Below are 25,232 nucleotides of genomic sequence, written 5' to 3'. Positions count from 1 at the left end.
GCATCCTGGCGGGCCGTTGACATCAATGTTCTCGCAACTGCGAAGTTCCGTCGCAGCTGATGAATTTTCACATAGGTTTCGCGGGGTTACAGCGACGCTAACCCATACTGAGTGTGCGAAATCGTACGTATTGGCGACGGATTGCCGGCTAAGTGATTGATGTGGCTTACGCGACGCGCGGTCGCAGCGGCTTACATCGCGGCGCGAACTTCGGAGCGGAGGGCGTCGATGGATTTCAGCCCCTGGTCGGTTTTGAAGCGCCAGTAGGTCCAGCCGTTGCAGGCCGGTGCGTTTTCCAGCAGCGCGCCCAGCTTGTGGATCGAGCCGCTGAGCGAACCGTGAACCAGCGAACCGTCCGCACGAACACGCGCCTCGCGCTCACCCTTTGGGCAATACAGACGGTCGCCGGGTTGCAGCAGGCCGGCTTCGACCAGGGCGCCGAACGGCACCTTGGGCTCGGCGCGCTTGGAGCCGGTGACCATCAGGTCTTCGGGGCGGGCAGGGATGACCGAGGCGATGCGGGTTTCGGCGACCTCGGCATAGGTCTCGTCACGCTCGATGCCGATGTAATGGCGGCCGAGGCGCTTGGCGGCGGCGCCGGTGGTGCCGGTGCCGAAGAAGGGATCCAGGATCACGTCGCCGGGGCGCGTCGCCGACAGCAGGACACGGTGCAACAGGGCTTCGGGCTTCTGAGTCGGATGGGCCTTCTTGCCGTCGGCGTCCTTGATCCGCTCCTCGCCTGTGCACAGGGCGAAGGTCCAGTCGGAGCGCATCTGGGTGTCTTCGTTGAAGGCCTTCAGCGCATCATAGTTGAAGGTGTAGCGCTTCTGATCCCGCGACTTGGCGGCCCAGATCAGGGTTTCGTGGGCGTTGGTGAACCGGGTGCCCTTGAAGTTCGGCATCGGGTTTGACTTGCGCCAGATGATGTCGTTCAGCACCCAGAAGCCCAGATCCTGGATCGCCGATCCCAGGCGGAAGACGTTGTGGTAGCTGCCGATCACCCAGATCGAGCCCTCAGGCTTCAGGACGCGGCGGCATTCCGCCAGCCAGGCACGGGTGAAGGCGTCGTACTCGGCGAAGCTGGCGAACTTGTCCCAGTCGTCATCGACTGCATCGACCTTGGAGTTGTCGGGCCGCAGCAGGTCGCCGCCCAGTTGCAGATTATAGGGCGGATCGGCGAAGACCATGTCCACCGAGGCGTCGGGAAGGCTCTTCAGCACCTCGATGCAGTCGCCACGATGAATGACGTCCTTGGCGAGGACAGGGGTCTTCAGATCGGACATGGAACGCGGCCCCGCAACAATGAGACCGCTATGGTGAATCCTTGTGGTTAAGGTGGATTAAACGGCAGGGTCAGCCGGACGCATATTGCAGTCCGACCGCACCATCCACAGCCTTCTCGGGGCAGCGTGTTCCTGATCTGTTCTATTCATGCTCTAACCGTTTGCGGCGGTCGGCGGCGTGATGGAGGATCAGATGAACGACGGAATCCTGGCCCATATGATGGCCGAACTGGATGCGGAACTGGCGCGGGCGGAGCCGTCCTTGCCCGCCCATCCCGAACATACGCGCCAGACCGAGATCATGCGCGCCCTGGCCCTGGGGCTAGGGAACTTCGAGCGGATGCGGGCGCACGACGTGCATCTGCTCGCCGCCAGCCTGTCGCCGCGATCGGCCTGATCCGGCGTCAGGGTTTGCGCTTGAAGGTGTCGCCGATCTCGGCGGCGTCCGGACCGTCCGGTCCCGCGCTTTGGCGCTCGGCCTGACCGACCGCCTTCGTCGCCTTGTCGGAGGTCAGGGCGTCGGGTTTGCCGGCCGGATCGGCGCCGTTCTCTTCACGACCCTTGGTTTGTTCGCGGTCCATGATGCTCTCCGTTGCTGAAAGAGGTAGCGCGATGCAGAGCGGCGCGTTCCGTCAGCCGGCCGTATTCACCTTCGCCACCACCGACATGCCCGGCGCCAGACGCTGGGCGGCGGGCTGGTTCGGATCGATGCGGATACGGACCGGGATGCGCTGGGCCACCTTGGTGAAGTTGCCGGTGGCGTTGTCGGGACGGATGACGCTGAACTCCGATCCGGCGGCGGGGGCGATCCGTTCGACACGGCCGCTCAGGGTCTGGCCGCCCAGGGCGTCGACGGTGATCTCGACCGGCTGGCCGACGCGGATGTTCTTCATCTGCGTCTCCTTCATATTGGCCGTGACCCAGACCACGTCCGGCACCAGGCCCATCAGCTGGGTTCCCGCGGTCACATACTGGCCCTGGCGTACGCCGATCTCGCCCAGACGACCGGCGCGGGGGGCGACGATGCGGGTGTTGGCCAGGTCGATCTGGGCCAGGCGCACGGCGGCCTGGGCGTTCTCGACGGCGGCGGCCAGGCTGTCGCGGCCGACGACGGCGGAAGTGACGCCGGTCTGGGCGATGCCCTCGGCGGCGCGGGCCTGGGCGACCTGGGCCTGGGCGCTGCGCAGGGCGGCTTCGGCGACGTCCACATTGGCCTGGGCGACCCAGCCGCCGGCCTTCAAGGTGCGGGCGCGGTTGGCGTCAGCCTGGGCCCGCGTCAGCGTGGCTTCGGCGGCGGCGATGGAGGCGCGCTGCTGGGCCACCGATCCGCGCGCCGACGCCTGGGTCTGGGTCGAGTTGGACAGGGCCGCCTGGGCCGAGTGCAGGCTGGCCTCGGCCTGCTCCAGCCGCTGGCGATAGATGCGGTCGTCCACCTGGGCCAGCAGCTGCCCCTGTTGGACGGTCTGGAAGTCCTGGACCGGCACGGCCGTGACATAGCCGTTCACCTGCGGGCTGATGATCGTTACCTGGCCGCGCACATAGGCGTTGTCCGTGCGCTGGATCGCGCCCCGGAAGGGCGGCAACTGCCACGCATACAGCACCATCAGCACGCCCAGCAGGGCGACGCCGGCGGCGATGACGGTCCACATGACGTTCTTCTTCGGCGCGGGCGGAGCAGCGGCTGGCGCTTGCGGGGCGGCGGGGGCGGAAGAGGCGGGGGCGGGCGGTGCGGCGTCGGTCATTGTGGGTCTCGGTTCAGTCGGCGGCGGCGACGGCGGCGCTCTGGACCGCAGCGTCTGCATTGTTGTTGTTCTTGGCGTCGCGGCGCGCCTTCCAGCGCGGCCGCAGGTGGGTGACGGTCACCCAGGCGGAGCCCAGGGCCGCGATCACGGCGATGACCAGAAAGACGTCGTTGTAGGCCAGCACATTGGCCTGCTGCGTCACCTGTCGGCCTAGCAGGACGGCGCCTTCGGCGTTCGTCAGCGCGGGGTCCGTTATTGTCGAGGCATAGGCGCCCGACAGCTGGCGCAGCCGCAAGGCCACCTGCGGGTCCAGCGCCGAAATCCCGGCCGCCAGCTGGTTGGAATGGTATTTCTCGCGAATGATCTGCAGCGTCCCGGTCAAGGCCGAACCCGCCAGACCGCCGACGTTCTGAAGCACGCTGAACATGACGATAAAGCTGATCAGGTTCTGCTTGCCCTGGGTCAGCACCTTGACGATGCCGATCATCAGCGCCGGACCAATGAACATGGCCGAGGCGAAGGCGATCAGGGCCTGGCTGAAATACAGCTGCGCCGGGCGCGTCAGGACTGTTGAATGGCTGTCGATCCAGGCGCCGACCGCGATCAGCGCCAGGGCGATGGCGATCGGCTTGTTCAGCTTCTCCATGTTTAGGGTGAAGGCGCTGACCAGGGTGCCGGCGATCATCGACAGCAGGATGACGACGAAGAGGCCGTGAAGCTGATCCGGTCCCAAGCCGACGACGGTCAGAAAGCCCACCGCGCCGGATGTCTGTTCCGACAGCACGATGCGGATCAGCAGGATCGCCCCGAACAGGCGCAGCAGGTCCGGCCCGGTCAGCCAGCGGGTGTTGATCAGTGGGTTCTTGCGATTGTGCTCGACCAGGAAGGCGGCGGTCAGCAGGATGACGGACCCGATCAGGGCCCAGCCGATCCAGGCGGCTTGCGTCCACCAGACAATGCGCCCCAGACCCAGGGCCGCGCACAGCAGGGCCACGCCTGGCGCAAACAGGGCGAAGGTCAGGAAGTCCAGCCGGTCGAATACGCGTAGCCGCTCGGACGGCGGCAGCTTGACCACCTGCACCGCGCCCCAGGCGACCAGGCACAGGCCCAGCTCGAACATGTAGAAGGCGCGCCAGTCGCCCAGCTGGAGCAGGCCGGGCATGACGAGGCGCGAAATCGGCACGGCGAAACTGGCCAGGCCGATGCCGATGATCAGCCCTTTGAGCCTATGCGCCGCCGGAAAGGCCTGGATGATGTAGAGGAAGCCCAGGCTGGAAAGGCCTGCGCCCGCCATGCCGGCGATGGCCCGCACCAGCAGGGTCGATTGATAGTTGTCGACGAACAGGTGGGCGGCGCAGACCAGCACGAAGGCGCCCAGGAAGATCTGGGTGAACAGGCGCAGGCCGTACTGCATCCGGAACTTGACCAGGATCAGGTTCATGCAGGCGTTGGTCATGACGAAGACGACCGGCAGCCAGGCGGCCTCGGTGATCGTGATTCCCAGCGAGCCCTGCAGGTTCTGGATGTTGGCGGTGACGGCGGCGTTGCCCAGCGATCCGACCATGGCGACCAGCAGGCCGGTCAGGGCGTACTGAATCCGCATCGGCCAGGCGTGATCGGGCGTAGCGGGCGAGCCGGGCATCATCGGCCGCTCGTGCGGCTTCAGCGTCTCGACATACTGTTCCCAGGGCAGGTGCCAGTTGTTGCGGGCCATCAGCGCGGCTCCCCGCGGGGCTTCAGCCCGTCCAGAACAAGCGCGCGGGTGCGCAGCGACACCGCCTCGCGCTCGGCTTCGTCCGCGCCTTGGAAACCGGCGCCCAGCAGGGTGGCGATCAGACGGATGTCCATCGGCCGCAGATCCTCCCTCACCAGGCCGGCGGCCTGGGCCCGCTTCAGCGGTGCGGCGCCCGCCTCCATCAAGCTCTGCCGCAACGGTGTAAGCGCATCTGGCGACCGCACGTTCCGCACGACGCCGGCCAGTCCCGCATTGCGCACCATGTCCTCGGCCAGCCGGTCCAGAAACCAGAAGAAGGCCTGCGGATCATCGCCCTGATCGGCGGTTCGCCGACCCAGGTCCGCGACGTCGGCCTCCAGCACCGCCAGGGCCAATTCCGTGCGGTCGGAGAAATGCCGATACAGAGTCCCGCGCCCCACACCGGCCCGTTCGGCGATCAGATCCAGGGGCGCATCCAACCCTCGGCTGGCGAAGACCGTGCGCGCGGCCTCCAGCACCGCCGCCCGGTTCAGAGCGGCGTCCTTGCGGACAGGTTTTTCGGCAGGGCGCGTCATGATGAGGCGCGTAAATGGACACGACTGTCCGTTTTGCAAGGGGCGGCTAAAGCGCTTTTTCCAGCACCGCGAATTCCAGCTCGGGTCGGGGCGGTTCGACGGGGAAGGGGCGGGTCTCGCCGGTGGGGGCATAACCGCGTCGTTCGTACCAGGCGATCAGTTCGGTCCGGCGGTGGATGACGGTCATCTCCATGCGACGCGCGCCTAAACGCGCGACCGCTTCGCTTTCGGCGGCCGCGAGCAGACGACGGCCGAGGCCGGTCGCCTGCAAGGTCGGCTCGACCGTCAGCATGCCGAGATAGGCCAGGTCGTCGCCGGCGCGGGCGACCTGGACGCAGCCAATCAGCGCGCCGTCGCGATGGGCCAGCAGGATGACCCGGTCGGGATCGGCGATCAGAGCCGACAGCTCCGTCGCGCTGGTGCGATCATCGAACAGCAGGTCCGCCTCGTGCGTCCAGCCGGCCTTGGCGGTGTCGCCGCGATAGGCGCGCTCGATCAGAGGATGCAGCGCGGCGACGTCGTCGGGCGTCGCCACGCTGACGGCGATCTGCGTCACCGGCTGACGCCCAGCTCCGTCAGCAGATGATCCATCCCATAGACGTCGCGCAGGGCCACGGTGACGGCCTGGGTGGTGACGATCACGCTGCGGTTGGTGTTGCGGTCGTAGCCATAGGCGTTGCGCTGGGTCAGGACGGTGGAGTCGAAGTTGGCCCCGATGATCTCGCCCCGGGCGTTGACCGCAGGCGAGCCGGACGAACCGCCGATCGTGTCGGTCGAGACGGCCATGTCCATCACCGCGTTCGGATCGATCCGGTCCTTGGCGGCCATCAGCTTGGGCGCGACCTTGAAGGGTTCGGCGCCGGTGGCGCGGTCCCACAGGCCGGCGAAGGTGGTGAAGGCGCCGAAGCGCTGGCCCGGCACGTCGGAGCCTTCGACCTTGCCGTAGGTCAGGCGCAGGGTGCCGGTGGCGTCGGGATAGACGGCGTCGCCGTAGGCGGCGAAGCGGGCGGCCGCCAGCTGTTCCGACGCGCGGTCGGTCGGGGCCTTGACCCTATTCTCCCATTCGGTGCGGACGGCGCGGGCGTCGGCGTCGATCGACAGTACATACTGGATCATCGGATCGTCCGACGCCTGAACCGCCGCCAGGCCGCCGGTCCACAGGGCGCGACGCACGGCTGGATCGGCCAGTTTGGTGCCCGAGACGACGCGGGCCGACAGCTCTTCGGGGCTTTCCTTGCCGAGCAGGGTGCGAACATAGGGGCTGTCCACCGTCAGCCATTCGCGCGTCTTGGATAGCCACCATTCCAGCCGGATTTGCTCAAGCTCGGGATAGGTCGGCCGCTCGGCGAACAGACCGGATTCGACGCCCGGCAGGCGGCTGTCGGCGAACTCGGCCAGACGCTGGTCCGACGGCTTGGCCCGCTCCTGCGCGCCGCGCACGATGGCCTTGGTCCACTGGAACAGCTGCGATCCACCGGCGACCGAGGTGGTGCCCAGGCCCGTGCCGCCTTCCAGCAGGGCGGTCGGGGCATAGAGTTCGCGCGCGATGGGCTGGACCGCTTCCAGCGCACCCCAGGGATCGGGGCCATTGCCGTTGGCGGCGGCGTAGCGCTGCATGAAGTCGACCTCGGCCGCGGCCTTGGCCTGGATGAACTGGGCGTCGGTCAGGGCGCGCATCCGGCCCAGGCCGCGCTTGTAGGTGTTCTCCACGCCCACGATCGGGTCCATGGCGATGAAGGCTTGGTCCTCGCCCTCTTCGGAATAGCGGATCAGACGACCGCGCAGCTCCGAGGCGACCAACTGATCCAGCGGCAGGACCACGTCGCGGATCGTCGCCAGTTGATCCATCGTCAGCAGGCGCTGGGTGGCGCCGGGATTGCCGGTGATGAAGACGGCCTCGCCCTCGGTCGGCTTGTCGGCGTTCCAGGCGAAGTGGATCGGCGTCTCGACCGGCTTGCCGTCTTCATACAGGCGGATGAAGGCGGCATCGATGGCGAAGCGCGGGAAGGAGAAGTTGTCCAGATCGCCGCCGAAGGTCGCGGCGCGGTCTTCCGGCGCCCAGGCCAGGCGCACATCGCTGTATTTGCGGTATTTGTAGAGTTTGAACTGGCCGCCCCGGTACAGGCTGACGACCTGGCAGCGGATTTTGGGATCGTTTCCGCAGGCTTCGGTCTCGATCCGGCCGGCCTCGGCCTCGCGCGCCTGGGTGAAGGCCTGGCCCTCAAGCCCTTCGCCGGCCTTGTGCATCCGCTCGGTGACGTCGGAGATGTCGGTCAGGATCTCGGCCGTGGCGCCGGGGCATTTGCGCTCCTCCTCGCGCGTCTTGGGCGTAAAGCCGGTCTCGCCATATTGCTGCTGCGGCGTGGACAGGTTGGCCACGCAGGTGGCGACACAGTGGTTGTTGGTCATCACCAGGCCCTGGCCCGACACCACGCCCGCCGAACAGCCGCCGAACTTCACCGACGACAGCCGCACCCGATCCAGGAAGGCCTGATCGATATTGGTCCCCAGCGTCTGGTTGGCGCGGGCGATGGGGAAGTTGTCGTAGGTCCACATGCCTTCCTCGGCGCTGGCCGAGGTGGCGGCGAAGGCGAAAACGGCGGCGGAGGCGAGGAGGAGAGGGCGCATGGGCGGTGTCCTTTAGGTCTCCTCCCCGCCTTGCGGGGAGGTGGCGCGGCGCTTCTTCAGCGTCGTGACGAGGGGCTCTTGGGCACTTTACAGGCGATTGTGTGGTGGAAGAGCCCCTCCACCGCTTCGCGGTCCCCCTCCCCGCGCCGCGGGGAGGAGACTTCTTCGTTCTCGTCTTAGCGCCGCACGCCCAGTTCGCGCAGCAGGCGCGGCTGGTTGTAGACGTTGCGCAGGGCCTCAGTGATGGCGGCGGTCGAGACCGTCACCGTGCGGTTCAGCTCGGGATCGTAACCGAAGCTGCCGCCCAGCGAGTGGATGTTGCCGTCGAAGGCGGCGCCGATGACTTCGCCCTTGGCGTTGATCACGGGCGAGCCCGAGTTGCCGCCGATGATGTCGTTGGTCGAGACGAAGTCATAGACGGTCGACTTGTTGACCTTGCCCTCTGCCGCCAGCCAGTCCTCGGCCGCGTTGAAGGGCTCAGCGCCGGTGTTGCGCTCATAAAGGCCGCCGATCTGGGTGAAGGGTTCGACGGTCACGCCGCGATAGGTCCAGCCCTTCACCTGGCCGTAGGACAGGCGCAAGGAGAAGGTCGCGTCGGGGTACAGGTTGGTGCCGTAAACCGCGAACCGGGCCTGGGCGATCTTTTCGCCCGCGCGGCTGGTCGGGCCGGACACGGCCGATTCCCACTGGGTGCGCACGGCTTGAGCCGCATCGTCATTGGCCAGGACGAACTGGATCAGCGGATCGCCTGAGGCGGCCAGTTGCTCCGGCGTCATGGCCAGGGCCTGGGCGCGGAAGGCGGGATCGGCCAGGCGCGTGCCGTCGACCAGACGCTCCGCGATCTGCTCAGGGCTTTCCTTGCCCAGCAGCGCCTTCACGTTCGCATTGTCGACCGTCAGATACTCACGGGTCTTGGACAGCCAGAAGTCGAGATAGATCTTCTCCAGATCGGTCGAGATCGGCGTCTCGGTCGCCAGGCGACGGCCCAGCGAGGCGATGTCGGCGTCAGAATAGCCGGCGCGGCGTTCAGCGACGGGCTTGGCGCGTTCCTTGGAGGCGCGGACGATGGCCTTGGCGTAGCTGTACAGCGACGAGCGTTGGCCCGCCGCCGATTCCAACTGGCGATAGGGCAGATAAAGGTCGCGCTGGGCGCTCGAGGCGCGTTCCAGATCGGCCCACGGATCGCCGATGCGTTGGGCCAGGGCCGGGTCGGCGGCGACGCGCTGGCGCAGCTCCTGCTCTTCGCGGCGCTTGGTGGCCATGAAGGCCGGGTCGGTCAGGGCGCCCTGCTGGCCGTAGTTGACCTTGAAGCCGTTCTCCAGCCCGAAGATCGGATCGACCGAAACACGCTTGGCCTCTTCGCCGGTGGTCGAATATTCCAGCAGGCGACCACGCAGTTCGGAGGTCTGGATCAGGCTGATCGGCAGTTGCTGGTCACGCAGGGTTTCCAGCTGGGCCACGGTCAGCAGGCGCTGGGTCGAGCCGGGGTTGCCGGCGACGAAGGTGACGTCGCCTTCCTTGGGCGCATTGGCGTTCCAGGTCAGGTGGTTCGGCGTGGCGACCGGCTTGCCGTCCTCGTATATGCGCAGGAAACCGGCATCCAGGGCGTAGCGCGGGAAGTTGAAGTTGTCCGGGTCGCCGCCGAAGAAGGCCGCCTGGAACTCGGGCGCGAAGACCAGGCGCACGTCGTCATACTTGCGGAACTTGTAGAGCTTGTACTGTCCGCCGCGATAGAAGCTGATGACCTGGCAGGTCAGCTTCTGATCGTCGCCGCAGGTCTCCTTCTGGATCTTGTCGATCTCGGCGGCGCGGGCCTGGACGAAGGCGGCGCCCTCAAGACCGGCGCCAGCGCTGGTCACGCGGTCGGTGACGTCGACGATGTCGGTCAGAATCTCGGCCGTCTGGCCGGGGCACTTCTTCTCTTCCTCGCGGGTGGCGGGCATCCAGCCGTTCTTGACGTAGTCGTTCTGGGCCGTGGACAGGTCTTGAACGCACGACACCACGCAGTGGTGGTTGGTCAGCACCAGGCCTTCGTTCGACACCAGCGAGGCCGAGCAGCCCTGCAGGCGGACGGCGGCGTTGCGCACGCGGTCCAGCCAGGCCTGGTCGATGTTGGTGCCGTACTTCTCGTTCACCGTGGCGATGGGGAAGTTGTCGAAGGTCCACATGCCCTCGTCGGCGCGCGCGGAGGTCGCAGGCGCGGACAGGACGGCGGTGGCGGCGCCGAGCGCGGCCAGCGAGGCGGTGAGACGAAGCGAGGGCAAGGACATGAAGGCGTGTTTCCCAGAGCGTGGGACGGCCTGTCCCATCTGTTATGTTGTAACTAGCGCCGACGAAGGGTGGGCGCCAAGAGGCTGTAAGGCCCTTAATCCCCTGATTTCGAACCCGCAATGACAAGGGTTCACAAGCCTTACCCCGATTTAACTTGGCGGTGAGGGGGCGCACGGTCAGATAGGCGCAAGTACCGGGGGTTTATCGACGACAATGTCGCTTGCGCTATCAACACTGCTGTTCGAGTGGCGTCGCTATATGGCGGCAGTCATGGCCCTGGCCCTGTCGGGGCTTCTGGTCCTGGCGATGACCGGCGTCTTCATCGGCATCGGCAAGGGATTCACCGCGACCATCGAACGGTCGAACGCCGACATCTTCATCATGCAGCCCGGCGCCAAGAGCCTGATCGGCGGGCCGTCGGGCGTGCCCCGCCGGTTCATCCCCTTGGCCTACAATCACCCCGAGGTGGTCGAGGTCATGCCGCTGGACGGCGCCGGCGGCACCTTCCAGAACATCAAGAACGTCGATCCGACCAAGAGCCAGGCGGACAATGCGTCGCAGGGCGCGCCGCGGCAGAAGTTCGTTCAGGCCAGCATCATCGACACTCGTCCTGGCTCGGTGACCATCCCGACCGACTATTCGCAGGAACTGGTCGATGCGCTGCGCCAACCCTACACCGTGGCGGTCGATGAGACGGCCCTGACGACCCTGGGCGTGAAGCTGGGCGACAAGGCCCTGTACAACGGCCAGACCGTCACCGTCGTCGGCGTGACGCGCGGCTATCCCAATATGATGCAGCCGGGCGTGGTCATGTCGCGCGACACCCTGCGGATGCTGGGCCAGGCCGACACGGGTCCGCGCGTCGGTCCTTTGATGGTCAAGCTGCGAGATCCGGCCCGCGCGCCCATCGTGGTGGCCCAGCTGAACGCCATGGGCGCCGGTCAGTGGAAGGCGTGGACCAAGCAGCAACTCGCCGACGCCAACGCCGGCGCCATGTTCGAGGAAGGCATCCTGGTCATCATCATCGGCGGCTGCGTCGTCTTGGGGATCATCATCGGCGTGGCCATCACATGGCAGACCCTGCGCGGCGCCATCATGGCCAACATCAAGGAGTTCGCCTCTCTGCGGGCCCTGGGCGTCAGCATGGGGTCCTTGCGTCGGATCGTGGTCGAGCTCAGCTTCTGGGTCGGCGTCGTCGGCGTCATCGCGGCCATCGTCCTGACCTGGCTGGTGTCGCTGCTGGCGATGATGGGGGCGGTGATCATCGCCCTGCCGCTGTCGCTGCTGATCATCGTCGGCATCGGCCTGATCGCCATCGCCATGGTGTCCGGCCTGCTGTCGCTGGGCATCCTCAAGAACAGCCAACCGGCGGACCTGCTGCGATGAACGTTCATACAAAGGTTCACGGCAAGCACGGCGATTTCGCTATCGAGGCCAAAAGCCTGGTCAAGCGGTTCAAGTCCGGCAAGGCCTGGGTGGATGTGCTGAAGGGCGTCGATTTCGATGCGCGGCATGGCGACCTGACCATGGTCATGGGGCCCTCCGGCTCGGGCAAGTCCACCCTGATCGCAGCCCTGTCGGGCCTGCTGAAGCCCGAAGAGGGCCGGGTGGACGTGCTGGACGTCGACGATCTGTGGAAGCTGTCCTCGGGCCGGATCGACAAATTCCGCCTGGATAATTGCGGCTTCATCTTCCAGGGCTTCAACCTGTTTCCCGCGCTGACGGCGCTTCAGCAGGTCGAGACGGTGTTGAAGTTCCAGGGGCTGACCGCGGGCCAGGCCAAGAAGCGCGCCACCATCGCCCTTGAAGAGGTGGGTCTGGGCCACCGTCTGCACCAGCGGCCGGCGGCTTTGTCGGGCGGTGAAAAGCAGCGCGTCGCCATCGCCCGCGCCCTGGCCAAGGACCCGAAGATCCTGTTCGCCGACGAACCGACCTCCGCCCTGGACGGCGAAAACGGACAAGTGGTCATCAAGCTGCTTCGCCGCGCCGCCACCGAACACGGCGCAGCCGTCATCTGCGTGACCCACGATCCGCGCCTGGAGGCCTGGGCCGACCGGGTCATCCACATCGAGGACGGCAAGATCCTGGACGACCAGCGCCGCATCCCTGATCCGAACGCCATCCTGGCGTCCCACTAACCGACACGAAGATTTCCCTTAGGACGACACGCCAATGCCCGGCTTTCTGAAGAAAAAACGCACCTGGATCGGCCTGCTGCTGGTGATCGTGCTGGCGGTCGGCTTCATGCTGTTCCAGTCCGCCGCCAAGACCAAGAAGGCCGAGCAGGAGAAGGCGGCGGCGACCAAGGTCGACAGCCCCTATGCGGCCATCGCCAATGGCAAGGTCGACGTCGAGGGCGGCATCATCCAGATCGCGGCCCGTCGCGGCGGCATCGTCCGTGACGTCCTGGTTCAGGAAGGCGATCGCGTCGTCGCCGGTCAGATCCTGGCCCGTCAGGAAGACGACGAGGCGCGTCTGGCGGTGCAGGCTGCGGCCGCCGCCGTCAGCCAGGCCGAAAGCCAACTGGCCCAGATCCGCGTGGACATCCGCACCGCCCAGCGCGAGCAGGAGCGCCTGCAACGCCTGGTCGCCACCAACTTCGTCGCCGCCCAGCGCATGGACCAGGCCCAGGACGCCATCGCCACCGCCCAGGCCCGCCTGGGGTCGCAGGTCGCCGCCGTCCAGACCGCGCGCGCCCAGCTGGATCAGGCCCGCTACAATCAGGAACTGACGGTCATCCGCGCCCCGACCAACGGCCGGATCGTGCGCCGCTACGCCAACCCCGGCGCCGGCGCCTCGACCCTGAACGTCTCCAACATGTTCGACCTGGAACCCGACGCGCCGCGCATCGTCCGCGCCGAGGTGGTCGAGAGCGACCTGCCGAACCTGACCGACGGCCAGGCCGTCGAGATCAGCCCCGAGGGCGACGCCAGCAAGGTCTATATCGGCGCCGTCATGCGTCGGGCCGCCGTGTTCGGCGCGCGCAAACTGGCCTCTGACGACCCCTCGCAGCGCAGCGACGAGCGGGTGGTGGAAGTGGTCGCCTCGGCCGGCGATGCGCCCCTGCTGATCGGACAGCGGGTGCTGGTCAAGTTCATGAAGCCGGGCGAGACCGCCGGGGCCAAACGCGCGGTCGCCGCCGGCGTCGGGCCCAGCGAGGCCATGAAGACGAAATAGAACGTCGGATCAGCGGCCGGTGAAATTGCCCGGCCGCTTTTCCAGCACGGCGGCGACGCCTTCCTGATGGTCCTCGGTCAGATGGGCGAGCGCCTGCATGGCCGCCGACATCTCCAGCATCTGGTCGAAGGTCGTGTCTCGGCCCTGACGCAGCAGGGTCTTGGCCATACGCAGGGCCTGCGGCGGCTGGGCCGCGACCTGGACGGCGACAGCCAGGGCCTCGGTCATCAGGTCGTCGTGCGCGACCATGCGATTGACCAGCCCCCATTCGGCGGCCGTCGCGGCATCGATGGAGCGGGCGGTGAACAGCAGTTCGGCGGCGCGGGCATAGCCGATGTTGCGTGGCAGCAGCCAAGACCCGCCGTCGCCGGGAATGATGCCCAGCTTCAGGAAGGGCACGCCGAAGCTGGCGCGGTCCGAGGCAATACGGATATCGCCCAGGCCGGCGATATCGCAGCCCAGCCCCATCGCCGGCCCGTTGACGGCGGCGATCAGCGGAACCTCAAGCCCATACAGCGACCGCACGATCCGGTGGACGACCCGGCGATAGCGTTCGCGGATGGCGGCGCCTGAACCCTCGAACAGGTCGCGCCTGTCCCGCATCGCCGTCAGATCGCCGCCGGCCGAGAACGCCCGCCCGGCGCCGGTCAGGACCACGCAGCGGATCGACGGATCGGCGTTGACCCGCTCGCACGCCGCCGCGACCTCGTCGCCGTCGCGCAGATCGGGCAGGGCGTTCAGCCGCGCCTCGCGATTCAGCGTCCAGATCAGGATCGCGCCCCGCTTCTCTTCGGTGATCAGGCCCATGCATCGTCTCCGTCTTCGCGCCCGTCATCGACCGCGAACGCCGCGTCAGGCAAGCCCGGAATTGCAAAAGCCCCGGCGAGACCGGGGCTTCTTCAGGCTGTGAACCGAGCGGGTCGTCAGCGTTTCTTGATCGTATAGGGTACGAAGTTGGACGGATGGCTGACCACCCGGCCCGAGTTCGACGGCATGTGCCGACTGTTGACCAGCATCCCGCCCCAAAGGGCGAAGGACATCATGGCGTGTTGGAGGTTACGCTCCTTATCGTTCATCTTGGCGTCTCCTTTCGCAGAACGATGAAAAGAGACGCGTCGTACCAATGGGATTCCACCGTCAGTCGTTTCGCGTCATCAGCCGATATAAGACAGTTTCGTGAATTTGCAACTTTATTCGTCAGGAGTCGGAGTGATTTTCGCCACTGTGTCACAATGAGCGCGACGACCCCGAACCGGCCCGGACCGCCAAAGGCCATCGCCACGCCCTGCGTCATGGTGTGCGCAGTCGATGGCGAGAGCGGCCTGTGCCTGGGCTGTTTTCGCACGCTGAAGGAGATCGCCGGCTGGCGGGCGCTGAGCGACGCCGAGCGCGCGACGGTCATGGCCGACCTGCCGTCGCGCCGTAGACAGGTGGATCCGGCCAAGCTGGGCTAGCGGTTCGCGGCTTAAGCTTTCGTCAGCCACGTCGTTTCACCCCATCCAAACGCCGCGCCTCTAAGACAGAGGCATGGTTCGCATCGATACCCAGTCTGTCGTCATCCTCGGTTTCGCTCTCATGGCGTCGTTCGGCACGGCTCTGACGATCCGCCATCTGGAAGGCGACGGCATGGCCCAAGCGGCGACGCCCGTGGTCGAGGCGGCGGTCGGCGCCTCCGGCACCGACGCCCAGGTAGTCAAGGGCGCGGACGGCCACTATTGGGCCGAGGCCAATATCGACGGCAAGGCGGTGCGGGTGCTGGTGGATACGGGCGCCAGCGTGGTCGCCCTGACGCGCGCCGACGCCCTGAGGCTGGGCGTCGATCCCGAACCCGAAGCCTTCACCGGCACGGTCCAGACCGCATCGGGGGTCGTGCGCGCCGCGCCGGTTCAGCTGAAGACGATCTCGGTCGCAGGCGCGCGGGTGGACCGGGTCGAGGCCCTGGTGGTGGAGCAGGGGCTGGAATACTCCCTGCTGGGCATGAGCTATCTGGGCCGGCTCTCCGCCTTTTCCGCCACGCCGGCCGGGCTGACGCTGCGCCCTTAAAGGTCGCGCATCTGGCGACGGGCTTCGCTGAAATACTGCCAGCCGGTCCACAGGGTGATGATGGCGGCGAACCAGATCAGGAAGATGGCGAAGGATTCGAACGCCGGCTGCCAGGCCAGCGGCGATCCGTCGTCGTTCTGCAGGCCCAAGGCGCCCCACAGCAGGGTCAGCTGAAGCGCGGCGAGCGCCACCATCTGCACCGTGGTCTTCCACTTGGCAGCCAGGGTGACCGGCAGTTCGATGCGGCCGGCCATCGTCTCGCGCAGGGCGGAGACGGCGAATTCGCGGAACAGGATCAGGCCGCAGGGCAGGGCGATGCCGGGCAGGGATCCCGAGGCCAGGACGCCCAGGATGGCGCCGGTCACCAGCACCTTATCGGCGATGGGATCGAGAATGGCGCCCCAGCGGGTGGTCGCGTTCCAGCGCCGGGCGAGGTAGCCGTCGACCCAGTCGGTCGAGGCGGCGATCACGAAGATCCAGAAGGCCCAGACGCTGAACCGCCCCTGGGTTTCCGGCGACAGCCAAGCCTCAAGCGCGCCCGGCGCGGCCCCGGCCATCATGGCGAACATCACCACCCCGGCCGCCAGACGCAGCCCGGTCAGGATGTTGGGAATGGGGTTGGCGCGGTGGGCGGAGGTCATCGTCATGTCCGTTGCAACGCGCCGGGTGTGACACGGTTCGCCGCTCAATCCAACGGTTCGAACCGGGGCTTGTCGGTCAGGGCCGTAAGCGCGCCCTCGGCGATGCCGAAATGCAGGCCGCTGAGCTGAAGTTCGCCCTTGGCTTCGCGCTCGGCGATCCAGGGGAAGGTGCGCAAGTTCCGGATCGACAGCCGCACGATGGCTTCTTCGGCCGTGCGCTCCAGTTGGTCGGGGGCGACGGTCTCGGCGACGTGCTGGACGACGGGCGTCCCTTGCGCGATCCAGGGGGCGACGAAGTCGGCGACGATTTCAGGGGCGCCGTTGATCATGGCGTTGACCCCGCCGCAGTGGGCGTGGCCCATGACCACGATCCGCTTGACGCCCAGCACCTTGACCCCGAACTCCAGCGCCGCCGACACGCCGTGCAGCTTGCCGTCCGGCTCATAGGGCGGGACCAGATTGGCGACGTTGCGCACGACGAACAGCTCGCCCGGCTTGGCGTCGAAGATCAGGGCCGGATCGGCGCGGCTGTCGGAACAGGCCACGATCAGGGTGTGCGGTTTCTGGCCCTTTGTCGCCAGGGTTTCGTACTCGGCGCGGGCCGTCGGCCAGTGCTCGGCGCGGAAGCGGCGATAGCCGGCGGTCAGTTCGTCTTCGATGTCGCTCATGGTCGGTGTCTTAGCTCCGGCTCAGCTTTTACGGAAGAAGGCGTGGATGCGTTCGGCGAGGGGCTGGTTGATGCCGTCAACCTTGACCAAATCGGCCAATGAGGCGCGGCTGACGCCCTTGGCCGAGCCGAAGGCGTGCAGCAGGGCCTTCTTGCGGCCGGGGCCGACGCCTTCGATCTCGTCCAGCGGGTTCTTCTTGATGTCCATCGAGCGACGCTTGGCGTGGGCGCCGTTGGCGAAGCGGTGGGCCTCGTCGCGCAGCCGCTGCAGGTAATAGAGGGCCGGCGACTTCAGCGGCAGCATGAAGGGTGCCTTGCCGGGCATGAAGAACTTCTCCAGGCCGGCGTCGCGATCGGGCCCCTTGGCCACGCCGACGACGGTGATGTCGTCCAGCCCGCCCAGGTCAGCCATGACCGCCAGCACCTCGGCCAACTGTCCCGCACCGCCGTCGATCAGCAGCAGGTCGGGGCGGACGACGTCTTCGCCCTCTTCCTCGTCCTTGACCAGGCGTGAGAAGCGACGACGCATCACCTCGCGCATCATGCCGTAGTCGTCGCCGGGCGTCAGATCCTCGCCCCGGATGTTGAACTTGCGATACTGCGACTTCTGGAAGCCTTCGGGGCCGGCCACGACCATGCCGCCCACCGCATTGGTCCCCTGAATGTGGGCGTTGTCGTAGATCTCGATCCGCTCGGGCCGGCTCTCCAGGCCGAAGGCCTCGCACACCTCGTCCAGGATCTTGCCCTGCGCCGAGCTTTCGGCAAGGCGACGGCCCAGGGCCTCGCGCGCATTGGTCAGGGCGTGGTCGACCAAGGCCAGCTTCTCGCCGCGCATCGGGCGGACGATCTCGACCTTGCGATCCGCCTTCATCGAGAAGGCCTCTTCCAGCAGTTCCAGCTCGTGCGGGCGCACGTTGGACAGGATCAGGCGCGGGATCGGCTTGTCCTCGTAGAACTGGCCCAGGAAGGCGGCCAGGATCTCGGGATCGGTGTCGGTCTTGTCCACGCGCGGGAAATAGGCGCGGCCGCCCCAGTTCTGGCCGGCGCGATAGAAGAAGACCTGGACGCAGGCCTGGCCCCCGTCGGAATGCAGGGCGAAGACGTCGCCTTCGGCCACGCTGTCGGCGCTGACCGAATTCTCCATCGCGATGGCCGACAGGGCGCGGATGCGGTCGCGCACGCGGGCGGCCTGTTCGAAATCCATCTCGTCCGACGCCGCCTGCATCTCCTTGGACAGGCGGCCGATGACGGCGCGGGACTTGCCGCGCAGGAACTGTTCGGCCTCGGTGACCAGTTCGCCGTAGTCCTCAAGGCTGATCAGGCCGGTGCAGGGCGCCGAGCAGCGCTTGATCTGGTGCAGCATGCAGGGACGGGTGCGGGTCTCATAGACGCTGTCGGAACAGGAGCGCAGCAGGAAGGCCTTCTGCAGGGTGTTCAGCGTGCGGTTGACCGCCCAGGTCGAGGCGAAGGGGCCGAAGTAGTCGCCGGGCGTCGTGTGGGCGCCGCGATGCTTCCTGACCTGGGGCGCGCGGTGGTCGCGGCGGATCATCAGTTCGGCGAAGGACTTGTCGTCGCGCAGCACCACGTTGAAGCGGGGCTTCAGCTTCTTGATGAAGTTGGATTCCAGAAGCAGGGCTTCGGTCTCGGTGGCGGTGACCACCAGCTCCATCGACCGGGTCTGCGACACCATCAGGCCGATCCGCTGGGTGTGAAAACGCCCCTGCGCATACTGGATGATGCGCTTCTTCAGCGACTTGGCCTTGCCGACATACAGGCACGACCCATCCTCGCCATACATGCGATAGACGCCCGGCTTGTCCGGCGCCCGGCGCGCCTCGTCGGCGATCAGGGCGGCGGCTTTCAGTCGGGAATCAGGCGTCTCCTCGGTCATCGCGCCCGATATAGGGTCAAGAGCGCCGGACCAGAAGGACGCCGGCCAGAACAAGCCCCACCCCGGCGATGCGGCCGATGTTCAGCGGCTGGCGCGGCACGCCCAGCGCCCCGAAATGATCCAGCGCCAGGCTGAGCAACAGCTGGCCCCCGACCATCAGGGTGATGGTCATCGCCACGCCCAGGCGAGGCACGCCCCAGGCGGCGGCGACCACGAAACAGGCGCCGTAGGCCCCGCCCAGCCAGGCATACCAAGGCAGCGTCCGCGTCGCGGCCATGTCCGGCCGGATGTGCAGGATCGCCGCCAAGATCCCCAACACCGTGGTCCCGACCGCAAAGGAGATGAAGGCGGCGTTGACCGGCGAGGCCACGGCGGTCGCCAGCTTGGCGTTGGTCGGGGCCTGAAGCGCGGTGGCGCCGCCGGCCAGGATGACGACGAGGATGGCGAGCAGGGACGGGTTCATGGCCCTTGGCTAGCATGGCTTTCAGGACTTGCAGAGGGCGGCGTGCGGCGCTGGGCGCGGCGCAGGCGGCGGCGCTCGGCCCGATTGAGGGGCGCGCCGGACCGGCTTGGGTCGTCCGAAGGGAAATCAGAGTGCAATCGGTGCGCTTCGCCCGGTCCGGACCCGGCGTCGTCCGTCGAGGGGCGAGGGACGGGCGGGGCGGTCCCATCAGACGGTCGGGGCGGAAAATCAGGGTGCAATGTGTGCACATCGCCGGTCTGGGACGCCATCGAAGACAGGGTTTCGAAGATCCTGAGCCAGCGCTGGGCCTCGGTCGCCTCGCCGTCCATCAGGGCCAGTTGCAGGCGACGGCGCGCCGTGTCGGCCATGTCGGAGAAGGCGAGGTCCTCGACCGCCTCCAGCTCGAGCGCGGGATCGTACAGGTCGGGATCGTCCTGGTCCCCGCGCCGCCACTTGCCCTTGCGCGCGCGAATGCGGAAGGCCGACAGGCCCAGGTCGTAACGGCGGCAGACGATCCGCGCCGGCTCGCCCGCCAGATAGTCGTCGCGGGCCAGGTCCCAAATCTCCTGCGAGCGGACGCGATAGACGGGGGCGGCTTGGGTCATGGGCGGACGCTGCCACGCGCCTGCGTCAGATGCGGACGTTGCTCAGCCTTGGGGTCTCACCAATCCGGATCGACCGGGGCGCCGTCGAAGATTTCGGCCAGGCGCGCGCGACAGCCCGGTTCACGTCGTCGGGCAGGGCGGAGGGAAAGAACCAGCCGACCTCGGCGATCTCGCCGTGGCTGGTGCGCTCGCCCACATCGAAGGCGTCGATGCGGAAGACGGCGATATGATCGCCGGGAAAGAAGCGCTCGTTGGAATGGATCGAGATCAGGCGCGGCGCCCCGCGCGCGACCAGACCGGCCTCTTCACGCAGTTCGCGCACCACGGCGGCGTGCGTCGTCTCGCCGGGGTTCACCCCGCCGCCCGGCAACCGCCAGCCCTTCAGATAGGTGTGCCGCACCCGCCCCTGCGCATCCACCGCCACCCCCCGCACGCCCAGCGTCTTACCCCGCGTCAGCCGCGACCAGGCGAAGAAGAGCGGGCGAGTGAAGGGTTCGACGTGGGTGCGCCAGGTCATGGATGAGCCAACTCTATGAAAAACTGGCGTGTTTAACCACTAGCGTATCTATTTGGGGTCTCAAACTGTCCCTGAAATAAAACCGTTATAACATTGCAATATGAAGTGTGGCTTATACGTGGCAATATTGGCACGGCGTGACGCTGTTTTATGACGGTCGTGTAATAATCGTGGCGAATGCGGCGCGTCTGCTTAGGCTCCCCTTCACCACACCCGCCCTGGGTGTGCGCCGGGGGCCATCGGCATGGGGATGTCGATCGGTCGTGGGGCTCTTTTCAAGGAGGGGTTCGTTTTGAACAGTCGCAGTATCCGTCAACGCCTTTTGGCCAGCACCGTCGTAGGCGGCGCCTTGCTGGCCGCGATTCCCGTCATGTCGCTGGTCGCCCTGCCGAGCGTGGCGCACGCGCAGTCTCAGACGGGCGCGCTTCGCATTTCCGTGCAGACGGGCGGTCAGCCGGTTCCCGGAGCAACGGTCACGGTCAGCTCGCCAAGCAGCCTAGTCACCAAGACTGGTGTGACGGATGCCAGCGGTTTTGTGCGACTGTCCGGCCTGGACCCCGCGCTAAACTACTCCGTCGCTGTGGTGGCCTCGGGATATGATTCCTTCACTGCGAGTAATGTGGCCGTGGTGAGCGGCCAGGAACGGTCAATCGGCTATTCACTGACGGGGAGCGACGTCTCGACACTGGGCGATATCGTCGTGACCGGTACGTCCCTCGCCTCGGTGGACGTCACTTCTGCGACGGTTGGAACGACGCTGACCTTGGGCGTGGTGGATTCGCTGCCGACGGGACGTAGCTATCAAAGCTATCTGCAGTTGGTTCCCGGCGTTAAGCCGTCAAGCAGCGGGAACCCCTCCTCGCGTTCCGGGATCAACTATTCGGACATCGGCGGTGCGACCGGTTCGTCGACCGACAACGTCTACTATCTGGACGGGGTGGACGTGACTGACCCGTCGACCGGGACGTTCGGGTCCAACTTCAACTCCGAAATCATTCAGGAACAACAAGTCATCGTCAGCGGCGTGCCCGCCGAGTACGCCGGCGGTTCCGGTCTGATCTCGCGTGTCGTCACCAAATCGGGCGGCAACGAGTTCCACGGCTCGCTGAACTATTACTTCCAGAATGATGGACTGGTGGCCAAAGACGAGCACACCACTTCGGGCGGTTTCTCTACCTATGACACCGCCGCGACCCTGGGCGGACCCATCATCCGCGACCGTCTGTGGTTTTATGGCTCGTACAAAAAATCGCACCGTGAAGACGAGGTTCTGGACATCAATAGCGGCGATGTGCTGCGCACCGTCACCAATGACGCCGAATATACATTCGGCAAGCTGACCTGGCAGATCACCGACGATGACCGTTTGACCGCCAGCTACTTCGATGATCCGACCAGCATCAGCGGTTCAAGCTCGTCTGCGACCCTCAATAATCGCAGTGTAGCGCAGGAGCAGGGAGGCAAGAACTACAAGGTCGAGTACGGCCGTACCTGGGGCGAACTGCAACTGGGCGCCTACTGGTTCCGTCACGAAGGCGAGGTCACGACAAGCTCCGCAGATCAGTCGGTGCGTGACACCGTCACTTATCGAAACTCGGCGGGATCGACCCTCGCCCAGCGTAGCTTGGGTGGCGCAGGTTCGAATCTGGAAACGTATCGCAATCGCGACGAGTTCGGCCTGAACTTCGAATATTATCTCGACACCGCGTTCGGCAGCCACACCTTCAAAGGCGGCTACATCAACACCGAGAACGTGTATGAGGAAAACGGAACTGTTCCGGGCGGCGTGACCTATCAGTCGCTGGCCCCGATCTATTCGGGCACCACCTACCTCGATTACACGACAGCCAGCGGCGCGAACGCATGGACTGGTCGTGCGATCGTACAGGCCGACAATGCGCGGGTTCTGGCCGCGATTCAGGGCAACGCCACGGCGCGTGCGGCGGTCGACACCAACCTGGACGGCACCGTCTCCCAGGCTGAGTTGAACGCCTATCGCTTCACGAATACGGCCGGCGCGCCCTACGGCAACGTCAACGTCTATCGGGCTCTGCGCACCATCAGCGCGCCTTACGAGGTCAAGAGCGAAGGCCAGAGCCTGTATCTGCAGGACACCTGGACCCTTAATCAATTGACCATCAATGCGGGCGTGCGGGCCGAGAAGTGGGAGCATTTCGCCTCGGACGGCTCCAAGACGGCGACCTTCGACTGGGAATATGCGCCGCGTCTGAGTGTCGTCTATGACGTGCTCGGAGACGGTCGTTCGAAGGTGTTCGGTTTCGCGGGCCGCTATTACGACCCCATCCGCAACAACATGTCGGACTTCGCAGGCGCCCTGACGGGACCTGTCGATGAAGAGCAGATCAACATCAACGGCACCTGGGTCACCTTCCGCACCCGTGGCGGCGCGACCACGCCGGACGCCCTGTTCTCGCCAGCGACCAAGACGCCTTACACCGATGAGTTCATGCTGGGCGCATCGACCACCTTGGGCTCCAGCGTCGGTCTGACCGCGACGGTGACGCGTCGTGAGACGCGCGACATCCTGGAAGACTTCGATCTGACGCTGTATTCCGACCCGACGCTGACGGCCGCCACGGCGCCCTTCGGTTACGCCTATCCGGGCTCGTTCTACTATCTGCCGTATTCGTACTTCGGCTACGCGTCGAAGCCGAACTCGAACTACGTCATCGGCACGCTGCCCGGCGGAGAGCGCAACTACACCGGCTTCGAAGTCACGGTCACCAAGTTCAAGACCGACAACTGGCAAGGGCAGGCGTCCTATACGTACAACAAGGCCGAAGGGAACTCGAACTCCGACTCCAACGCCGACTTCCAGGGCGACTGGATCGCGCTCGATCCCCGCGCGCCGAACATGTACGGACCGCAACCCGGCAACATCGAGCACCAGTTCAAGGCGTATGCCTCGTACGACTTCAACTTCGGTCTGCAGGTGTCGGGCGTCTTCAACTGGAACAGCGGCGCGCTCTACACGCCGGCGCAGTTGATCAGCGGTCGATATCTGCCGCTGATGGACAACGGTTCGACGTCGGGCGGTGTGCAGGACACCTTCGTTCTGCCGAACAACGTCGGCTCGGCGACGGGTCCGTCGTATTACACCTTCGACATGCGCTTCCGCTATCAGCGGCCGCTGCCGATCGGAAACGCCGAACTGTTCCTGGACATCTTCAATATCCTGGACAACCAGGCCGCCACCGCAGAGCAGAAGCTGGTCGCGGGCAGCGGCCAGTACGCCTTCGGTGAAGCCAACGCGTGGGTTCAACCGCGTCGTGCCTATCTGGGTGTTCGCTACACCTTCTGATGAATGTCGGACCGGGCGTCGCGCCTTGCTGTCGACGCCCGACCTGACTTCAAAGCTCATCTGCGGCGGCCGGAAGCGTTCCGGCCGCCGTTTCTTTTGCGCGGACAAGGCGACGAAGACCGGGTCCGCCCGTCGTTCGGCTTGAACCCCGCCGCATCCCGCTCTAATCGGGGACGGACAACAGGAGCATTCCATGCTGGCTCTCGGCATCATCTTCGGCTTCATCGCCGTTCTGGCGGCGTTCAACGTGTTCGAGTTCGGTCGGGTTGACTGAGGCGGCTGCTCGCTCCGAGCGGGGCGTCGCCCTGGTCACGGGCGGGGCGCGGCGGATCGGGCGGGCCATCTGTCTGAAGCTGGCCCAGGCCGGGTTCGACGTGGCGATCCATCATCATGCGTCGGGCGACGACGCCCGGACCCTGGCCGATGAGATCGCGGGCCTGGGGCGGCGCGCATGCCTGTTGCAGTCGGACCTGACGGACGAGGCCAAGGTGCGGGCGCTGATCCCCGCGGCGGTCGAGGCGCTGGGGCCGGTCAGCGTGCTGGTCAACAACGCCTCGGTGTTCGAGGACGACCGGATCGGCGCGCTGACGCGCGACAGCTGGGACCTGCATCTCGACACCAATCTGAGGGCGCCGATCGTTCTGGCCGAGGCGTTCGCCGCCCAGGCGGTCGAGGGCGCCATCGTCAATCTGCTGGACCAGAAGGTGCTGAAGCCGGATCCGCGCTTCTTCTCCTACAGCTTGTCGCGCAACGGCCTGTGGTGGGCGACGCAGACCCTGGCCCAGGCGTTGGCGCCCGGCATCCGGGTCAATGGGGTGGGGCCGGGGCCGACCCTGCCGTCCATCCACCAGACGCCCGAAGAGTTCGCCGCCGAGGCGCGCGCCACCCTGCTGGAAACGCCCGGCAGCCCCGAAGCGGTGGCCGAGGCGGTGCTGTGGCTGATTGACGCCCGGATGGTCACGGGCCAGATGATCGCCGTCGACGGGGGCCAGCATCTGGCCTGGCGCACCCCCGACATCCAGGAGTAGCGCGTGGTTTCCTCTCCTCTGGCGACGCCGGCTCCGGCGGACGATCCGTTGCGTTTCGAGCGGCTGAGCGTGTTCGTGCGCGGGCTGGAGGTCGAGGCCGGGATCGGGGTCTATGACCACGAGCAGGGGCGGCTGCAGCGGCTGGTGATCGATGTGACGCTGGAGCTGGCGCCACGCCCCATCGAGCGTCTGGGCGACACCATCAACTATGAGACCGTGGCCGACGCCGCGCGCGCCATCGCCGCCGACGGGCATGTGGGGCTGGTCGAGACCTTCGCCGAACGGCTGGCGCGGGCGTGCCTGGAGGACGGCCGGGTGCAGCGGGCCACGGTGCGTATCGAAAAGCCGGGCGCCCTGGCGGCGATGGCGGCGCCGGGCTGCGAGATCGTGCTGGGGCGGTAAGGGCGGTTGCTTCGCGCCGCGCCGACCGCCATTGTCGTCGGCAGATTCTAGCCGGGCGTCCGGCGTGACAGAAGCGTTGTTCATGGCCGAACCCGGCGATCCGAAAGACCCAGCGGCGCCCCGCGATCACGACCACGATCATGACGCCGAGGTCGGCTTCGTCTCGCCTGCGTCGCTGGCGGGCCGTGCGCGCGAGCGCCAGCCGGAGCCGTTTACCGCCGAGGAGCGCGAACCAGACCTGTTCGACCCGCCCGACGCCGGGG

The 25,232-nt window shown here is 66.5% G+C and carries 25 protein-coding genes; 9 read left to right on the top strand and 16 right to left on the bottom strand.

The window, feature by feature from the left end; genetic code table 11:
• Positions 1-191: 191 nt before the first annotated feature.
• Complete coding sequence (locus PFY01_RS13515) at positions 192-1,283, bottom strand: site-specific DNA-methyltransferase (protein ID WP_017504517.1); 1,092 nt, start codon at positions 1,281-1,283, stop codon at positions 192-194.
• Positions 1,284-1,476: 193 nt separating this feature from the next.
• On the opposite strand from PFY01_RS13515, the gene PFY01_RS13510 reads away from it, so the two are divergent.
• Positions 1,477-1,680, top strand: a complete 204-nt coding sequence (locus tag PFY01_RS13510) for a hypothetical protein (protein ID WP_228763748.1) — start codon at positions 1,477-1,479, stop codon at positions 1,678-1,680.
• Between the two features lie 7 nt (positions 1,681-1,687).
• On the opposite strand, the gene PFY01_RS13505 is transcribed toward PFY01_RS13510, so the two are convergent.
• The 7 genes from PFY01_RS13505 to PFY01_RS13475 all read right to left on the bottom strand — a co-directional run bounded on the left by PFY01_RS13505 (position 1,688) and on the right by PFY01_RS13475 (position 10,212).
• Positions 1,688-1,864, bottom strand: coding sequence for a hypothetical protein (locus PFY01_RS13505; RefSeq protein WP_017505124.1), 177 nt, complete (start codon positions 1,862-1,864; stop codon positions 1,688-1,690).
• Positions 1,865-1,915: 51 nt separating this feature from the next.
• Positions 1,916-3,025 (bottom strand): HlyD family secretion protein, encoded by a 1,110-nt coding sequence (locus PFY01_RS13500; RefSeq protein ID WP_271041670.1) that lies wholly within the window; start codon positions 3,023-3,025, stop codon positions 1,916-1,918.
• A gap of 13 nt (positions 3,026-3,038) precedes the next feature.
• Positions 3,039-4,739: an MFS transporter gene (locus PFY01_RS13495; RefSeq protein WP_271041669.1), complete on the bottom strand. Its 1,701-nt coding sequence runs from the start codon at positions 4,737-4,739 to the stop codon at positions 3,039-3,041.
• Positions 4,739-5,314 carry a TetR/AcrR family transcriptional regulator gene (locus PFY01_RS13490; protein ID WP_271041668.1) on the bottom strand — a complete coding sequence of 192 codons (576 nt, stop codon included), beginning with the start codon at positions 5,312-5,314 and terminating at the stop codon, positions 4,739-4,741. The genes PFY01_RS13495 and PFY01_RS13490 overlap by 1 nt, the downstream gene beginning before the upstream one ends.
• A gap of 46 nt (positions 5,315-5,360) precedes the next feature.
• Positions 5,361-5,870, bottom strand: a complete 510-nt coding sequence (locus PFY01_RS13485) for a GNAT family N-acetyltransferase (RefSeq protein WP_271041667.1) — start codon at positions 5,868-5,870, stop codon at positions 5,361-5,363.
• Positions 5,867-7,942, bottom strand: a complete 2,076-nt coding sequence (locus tag PFY01_RS13480) for a S46 family peptidase (RefSeq protein WP_271041666.1) — start codon at positions 7,940-7,942, stop codon at positions 5,867-5,869. The genes PFY01_RS13485 and PFY01_RS13480 overlap by 4 nt, the downstream gene beginning before the upstream one ends.
• Positions 7,943-8,118: 176 nt before the next feature.
• Positions 8,119-10,212, bottom strand: a complete 2,094-nt coding sequence (locus tag PFY01_RS13475) for a S46 family peptidase (RefSeq protein ID WP_271041665.1) — start codon at positions 10,210-10,212, stop codon at positions 8,119-8,121.
• 214 nt (positions 10,213-10,426) lie between these two features.
• Between PFY01_RS13475 and PFY01_RS13470 the strand changes: the two genes are divergently transcribed.
• The 3 genes from PFY01_RS13470 to PFY01_RS13460 are packed head-to-tail and all read left to right on the top strand — an operon-like array spanning position 10,427 to position 13,390.
• Entirely contained in the window at positions 10,427-11,599 is a 1,173-nt protein-coding gene (locus PFY01_RS13470; protein ID WP_055805778.1) for an ABC transporter permease, read from the top strand.
• Positions 11,596-12,351, top strand: a complete 756-nt coding sequence (locus tag PFY01_RS13465) for an ABC transporter ATP-binding protein (protein ID WP_039248125.1) — start codon at positions 11,596-11,598, stop codon at positions 12,349-12,351. The genes PFY01_RS13470 and PFY01_RS13465 overlap by 4 nt, the downstream gene beginning before the upstream one ends.
• A 34-nt stretch (positions 12,352-12,385) precedes the next feature.
• Positions 12,386-13,390, top strand: a complete 1,005-nt coding sequence (locus PFY01_RS13460; protein WP_039248126.1) for an HlyD family secretion protein — start codon at positions 12,386-12,388, stop codon at positions 13,388-13,390.
• Between the two features lie 9 nt (positions 13,391-13,399).
• Here PFY01_RS13460 and PFY01_RS13455 read toward each other — a convergent pair whose 3' ends face one another.
• Positions 13,400-14,197, bottom strand: coding sequence for a crotonase/enoyl-CoA hydratase family protein (locus tag PFY01_RS13455; RefSeq protein ID WP_271041664.1), 798 nt, complete (start codon positions 14,195-14,197; stop codon positions 13,400-13,402).
• Between the two features lie 116 nt (positions 14,198-14,313).
• Positions 14,314-14,466 carry a hypothetical protein gene (locus tag PFY01_RS13450; RefSeq protein WP_017505113.1) on the bottom strand — a complete coding sequence of 51 codons (153 nt, stop codon included), beginning with the start codon at positions 14,464-14,466 and terminating at the stop codon, positions 14,314-14,316.
• 156 nt (positions 14,467-14,622) lie between these two features.
• Between PFY01_RS13450 and PFY01_RS13445 the strand changes: the two genes are divergently transcribed.
• Both PFY01_RS13445 and PFY01_RS13440 read left to right on the top strand, forming a co-directional pair.
• Complete coding sequence (locus PFY01_RS13445; RefSeq protein WP_271041663.1) at positions 14,623-14,844, top strand: DUF1289 domain-containing protein; 222 nt, start codon at positions 14,623-14,625, stop codon at positions 14,842-14,844.
• A 73-nt stretch (positions 14,845-14,917) separates the two neighbouring features.
• Positions 14,918-15,433 (top strand): retropepsin-like aspartic protease family protein, encoded by a 516-nt coding sequence (locus PFY01_RS13440; protein WP_271041662.1) that lies wholly within the window; start codon positions 14,918-14,920, stop codon positions 15,431-15,433.
• On the opposite strand, the gene pgsA is transcribed toward PFY01_RS13440, so the two are convergent.
• Genes pgsA through PFY01_RS13410 form a run of 6 tightly spaced genes read right to left on the bottom strand, consistent with a single transcriptional unit; the run spans position 15,430 to position 20,217 of the window.
• Positions 15,430-16,074: a CDP-diacylglycerol--glycerol-3-phosphate 3-phosphatidyltransferase gene (pgsA, locus tag PFY01_RS13435; RefSeq protein WP_026108402.1), complete on the bottom strand. Its 645-nt coding sequence runs from the start codon at positions 16,072-16,074 to the stop codon at positions 15,430-15,432. The genes PFY01_RS13440 and pgsA overlap by 4 nt on opposite strands.
• Positions 16,075-16,118: 44 nt before the next feature.
• Positions 16,119-16,742, bottom strand: coding sequence for a carbonic anhydrase (locus PFY01_RS13430; RefSeq protein ID WP_271041661.1), 624 nt, complete (start codon positions 16,740-16,742; stop codon positions 16,119-16,121).
• Positions 16,743-16,763: 21 nt separating this feature from the next.
• A complete protein-coding gene (uvrC, locus tag PFY01_RS13425) occupies positions 16,764-18,632 on the bottom strand; it encodes an excinuclease ABC subunit UvrC (RefSeq protein WP_271041660.1) in 1,869 nt (622 codons plus the stop codon).
• A gap of 16 nt (positions 18,633-18,648) precedes the next feature.
• Positions 18,649-19,095, bottom strand: a complete 447-nt coding sequence (locus PFY01_RS13420) for a DMT family transporter (protein ID WP_271041659.1) — start codon at positions 19,093-19,095, stop codon at positions 18,649-18,651.
• Positions 19,092-19,700, bottom strand: a complete 609-nt coding sequence (locus tag PFY01_RS13415) for a hypothetical protein (protein WP_271041658.1) — start codon at positions 19,698-19,700, stop codon at positions 19,092-19,094. Before PFY01_RS13415 ends, PFY01_RS13420 begins: the two co-directional genes overlap by 4 nt.
• Positions 19,701-19,725: 25 nt before the next feature.
• On the bottom strand, positions 19,726-20,217 hold the full coding sequence (locus PFY01_RS13410) for an NUDIX domain-containing protein (protein WP_333780219.1): 492 nt from the start codon (positions 20,215-20,217) through the stop codon (positions 19,726-19,728).
• A 292-nt stretch (positions 20,218-20,509) separates the two neighbouring features.
• Here PFY01_RS13410 and PFY01_RS13405 point away from each other — a divergent pair, with 292 nt between their 5' ends.
• The 3 genes from PFY01_RS13405 (at position 20,510) to folB (ending at position 24,969) form a co-directional block, all read left to right on the top strand.
• On the top strand, positions 20,510-23,539 hold the full coding sequence (locus tag PFY01_RS13405) for a TonB-dependent receptor (protein ID WP_271041657.1): 3,030 nt from the start codon (positions 20,510-20,512) through the stop codon (positions 23,537-23,539).
• 266 nt (positions 23,540-23,805) lie between these two features.
• Complete coding sequence (locus PFY01_RS13400) at positions 23,806-24,567, top strand: SDR family oxidoreductase (protein ID WP_271041656.1); 762 nt, start codon at positions 23,806-23,808, stop codon at positions 24,565-24,567.
• Positions 24,568-24,570: 3 nt separating this feature from the next.
• The gene (folB, locus tag PFY01_RS13395; RefSeq protein ID WP_271041655.1) at positions 24,571-24,969 is read left to right on the top strand and encodes a dihydroneopterin aldolase; all 399 of its coding nucleotides are present in this window, start codon (positions 24,571-24,573) and stop codon (positions 24,967-24,969) included.
• Positions 24,970-25,232: the final 263 nt, after the last annotated feature.

This window comes from Brevundimonas vesicularis (assembly GCF_027886425.1).
GTDB classification, from domain to species: Bacteria; Pseudomonadota; Alphaproteobacteria; order Caulobacterales; family Caulobacteraceae; genus Brevundimonas; species Brevundimonas vesicularis_C.
This window is presented reverse-complemented; position numbering and strand designations above follow the sequence as displayed.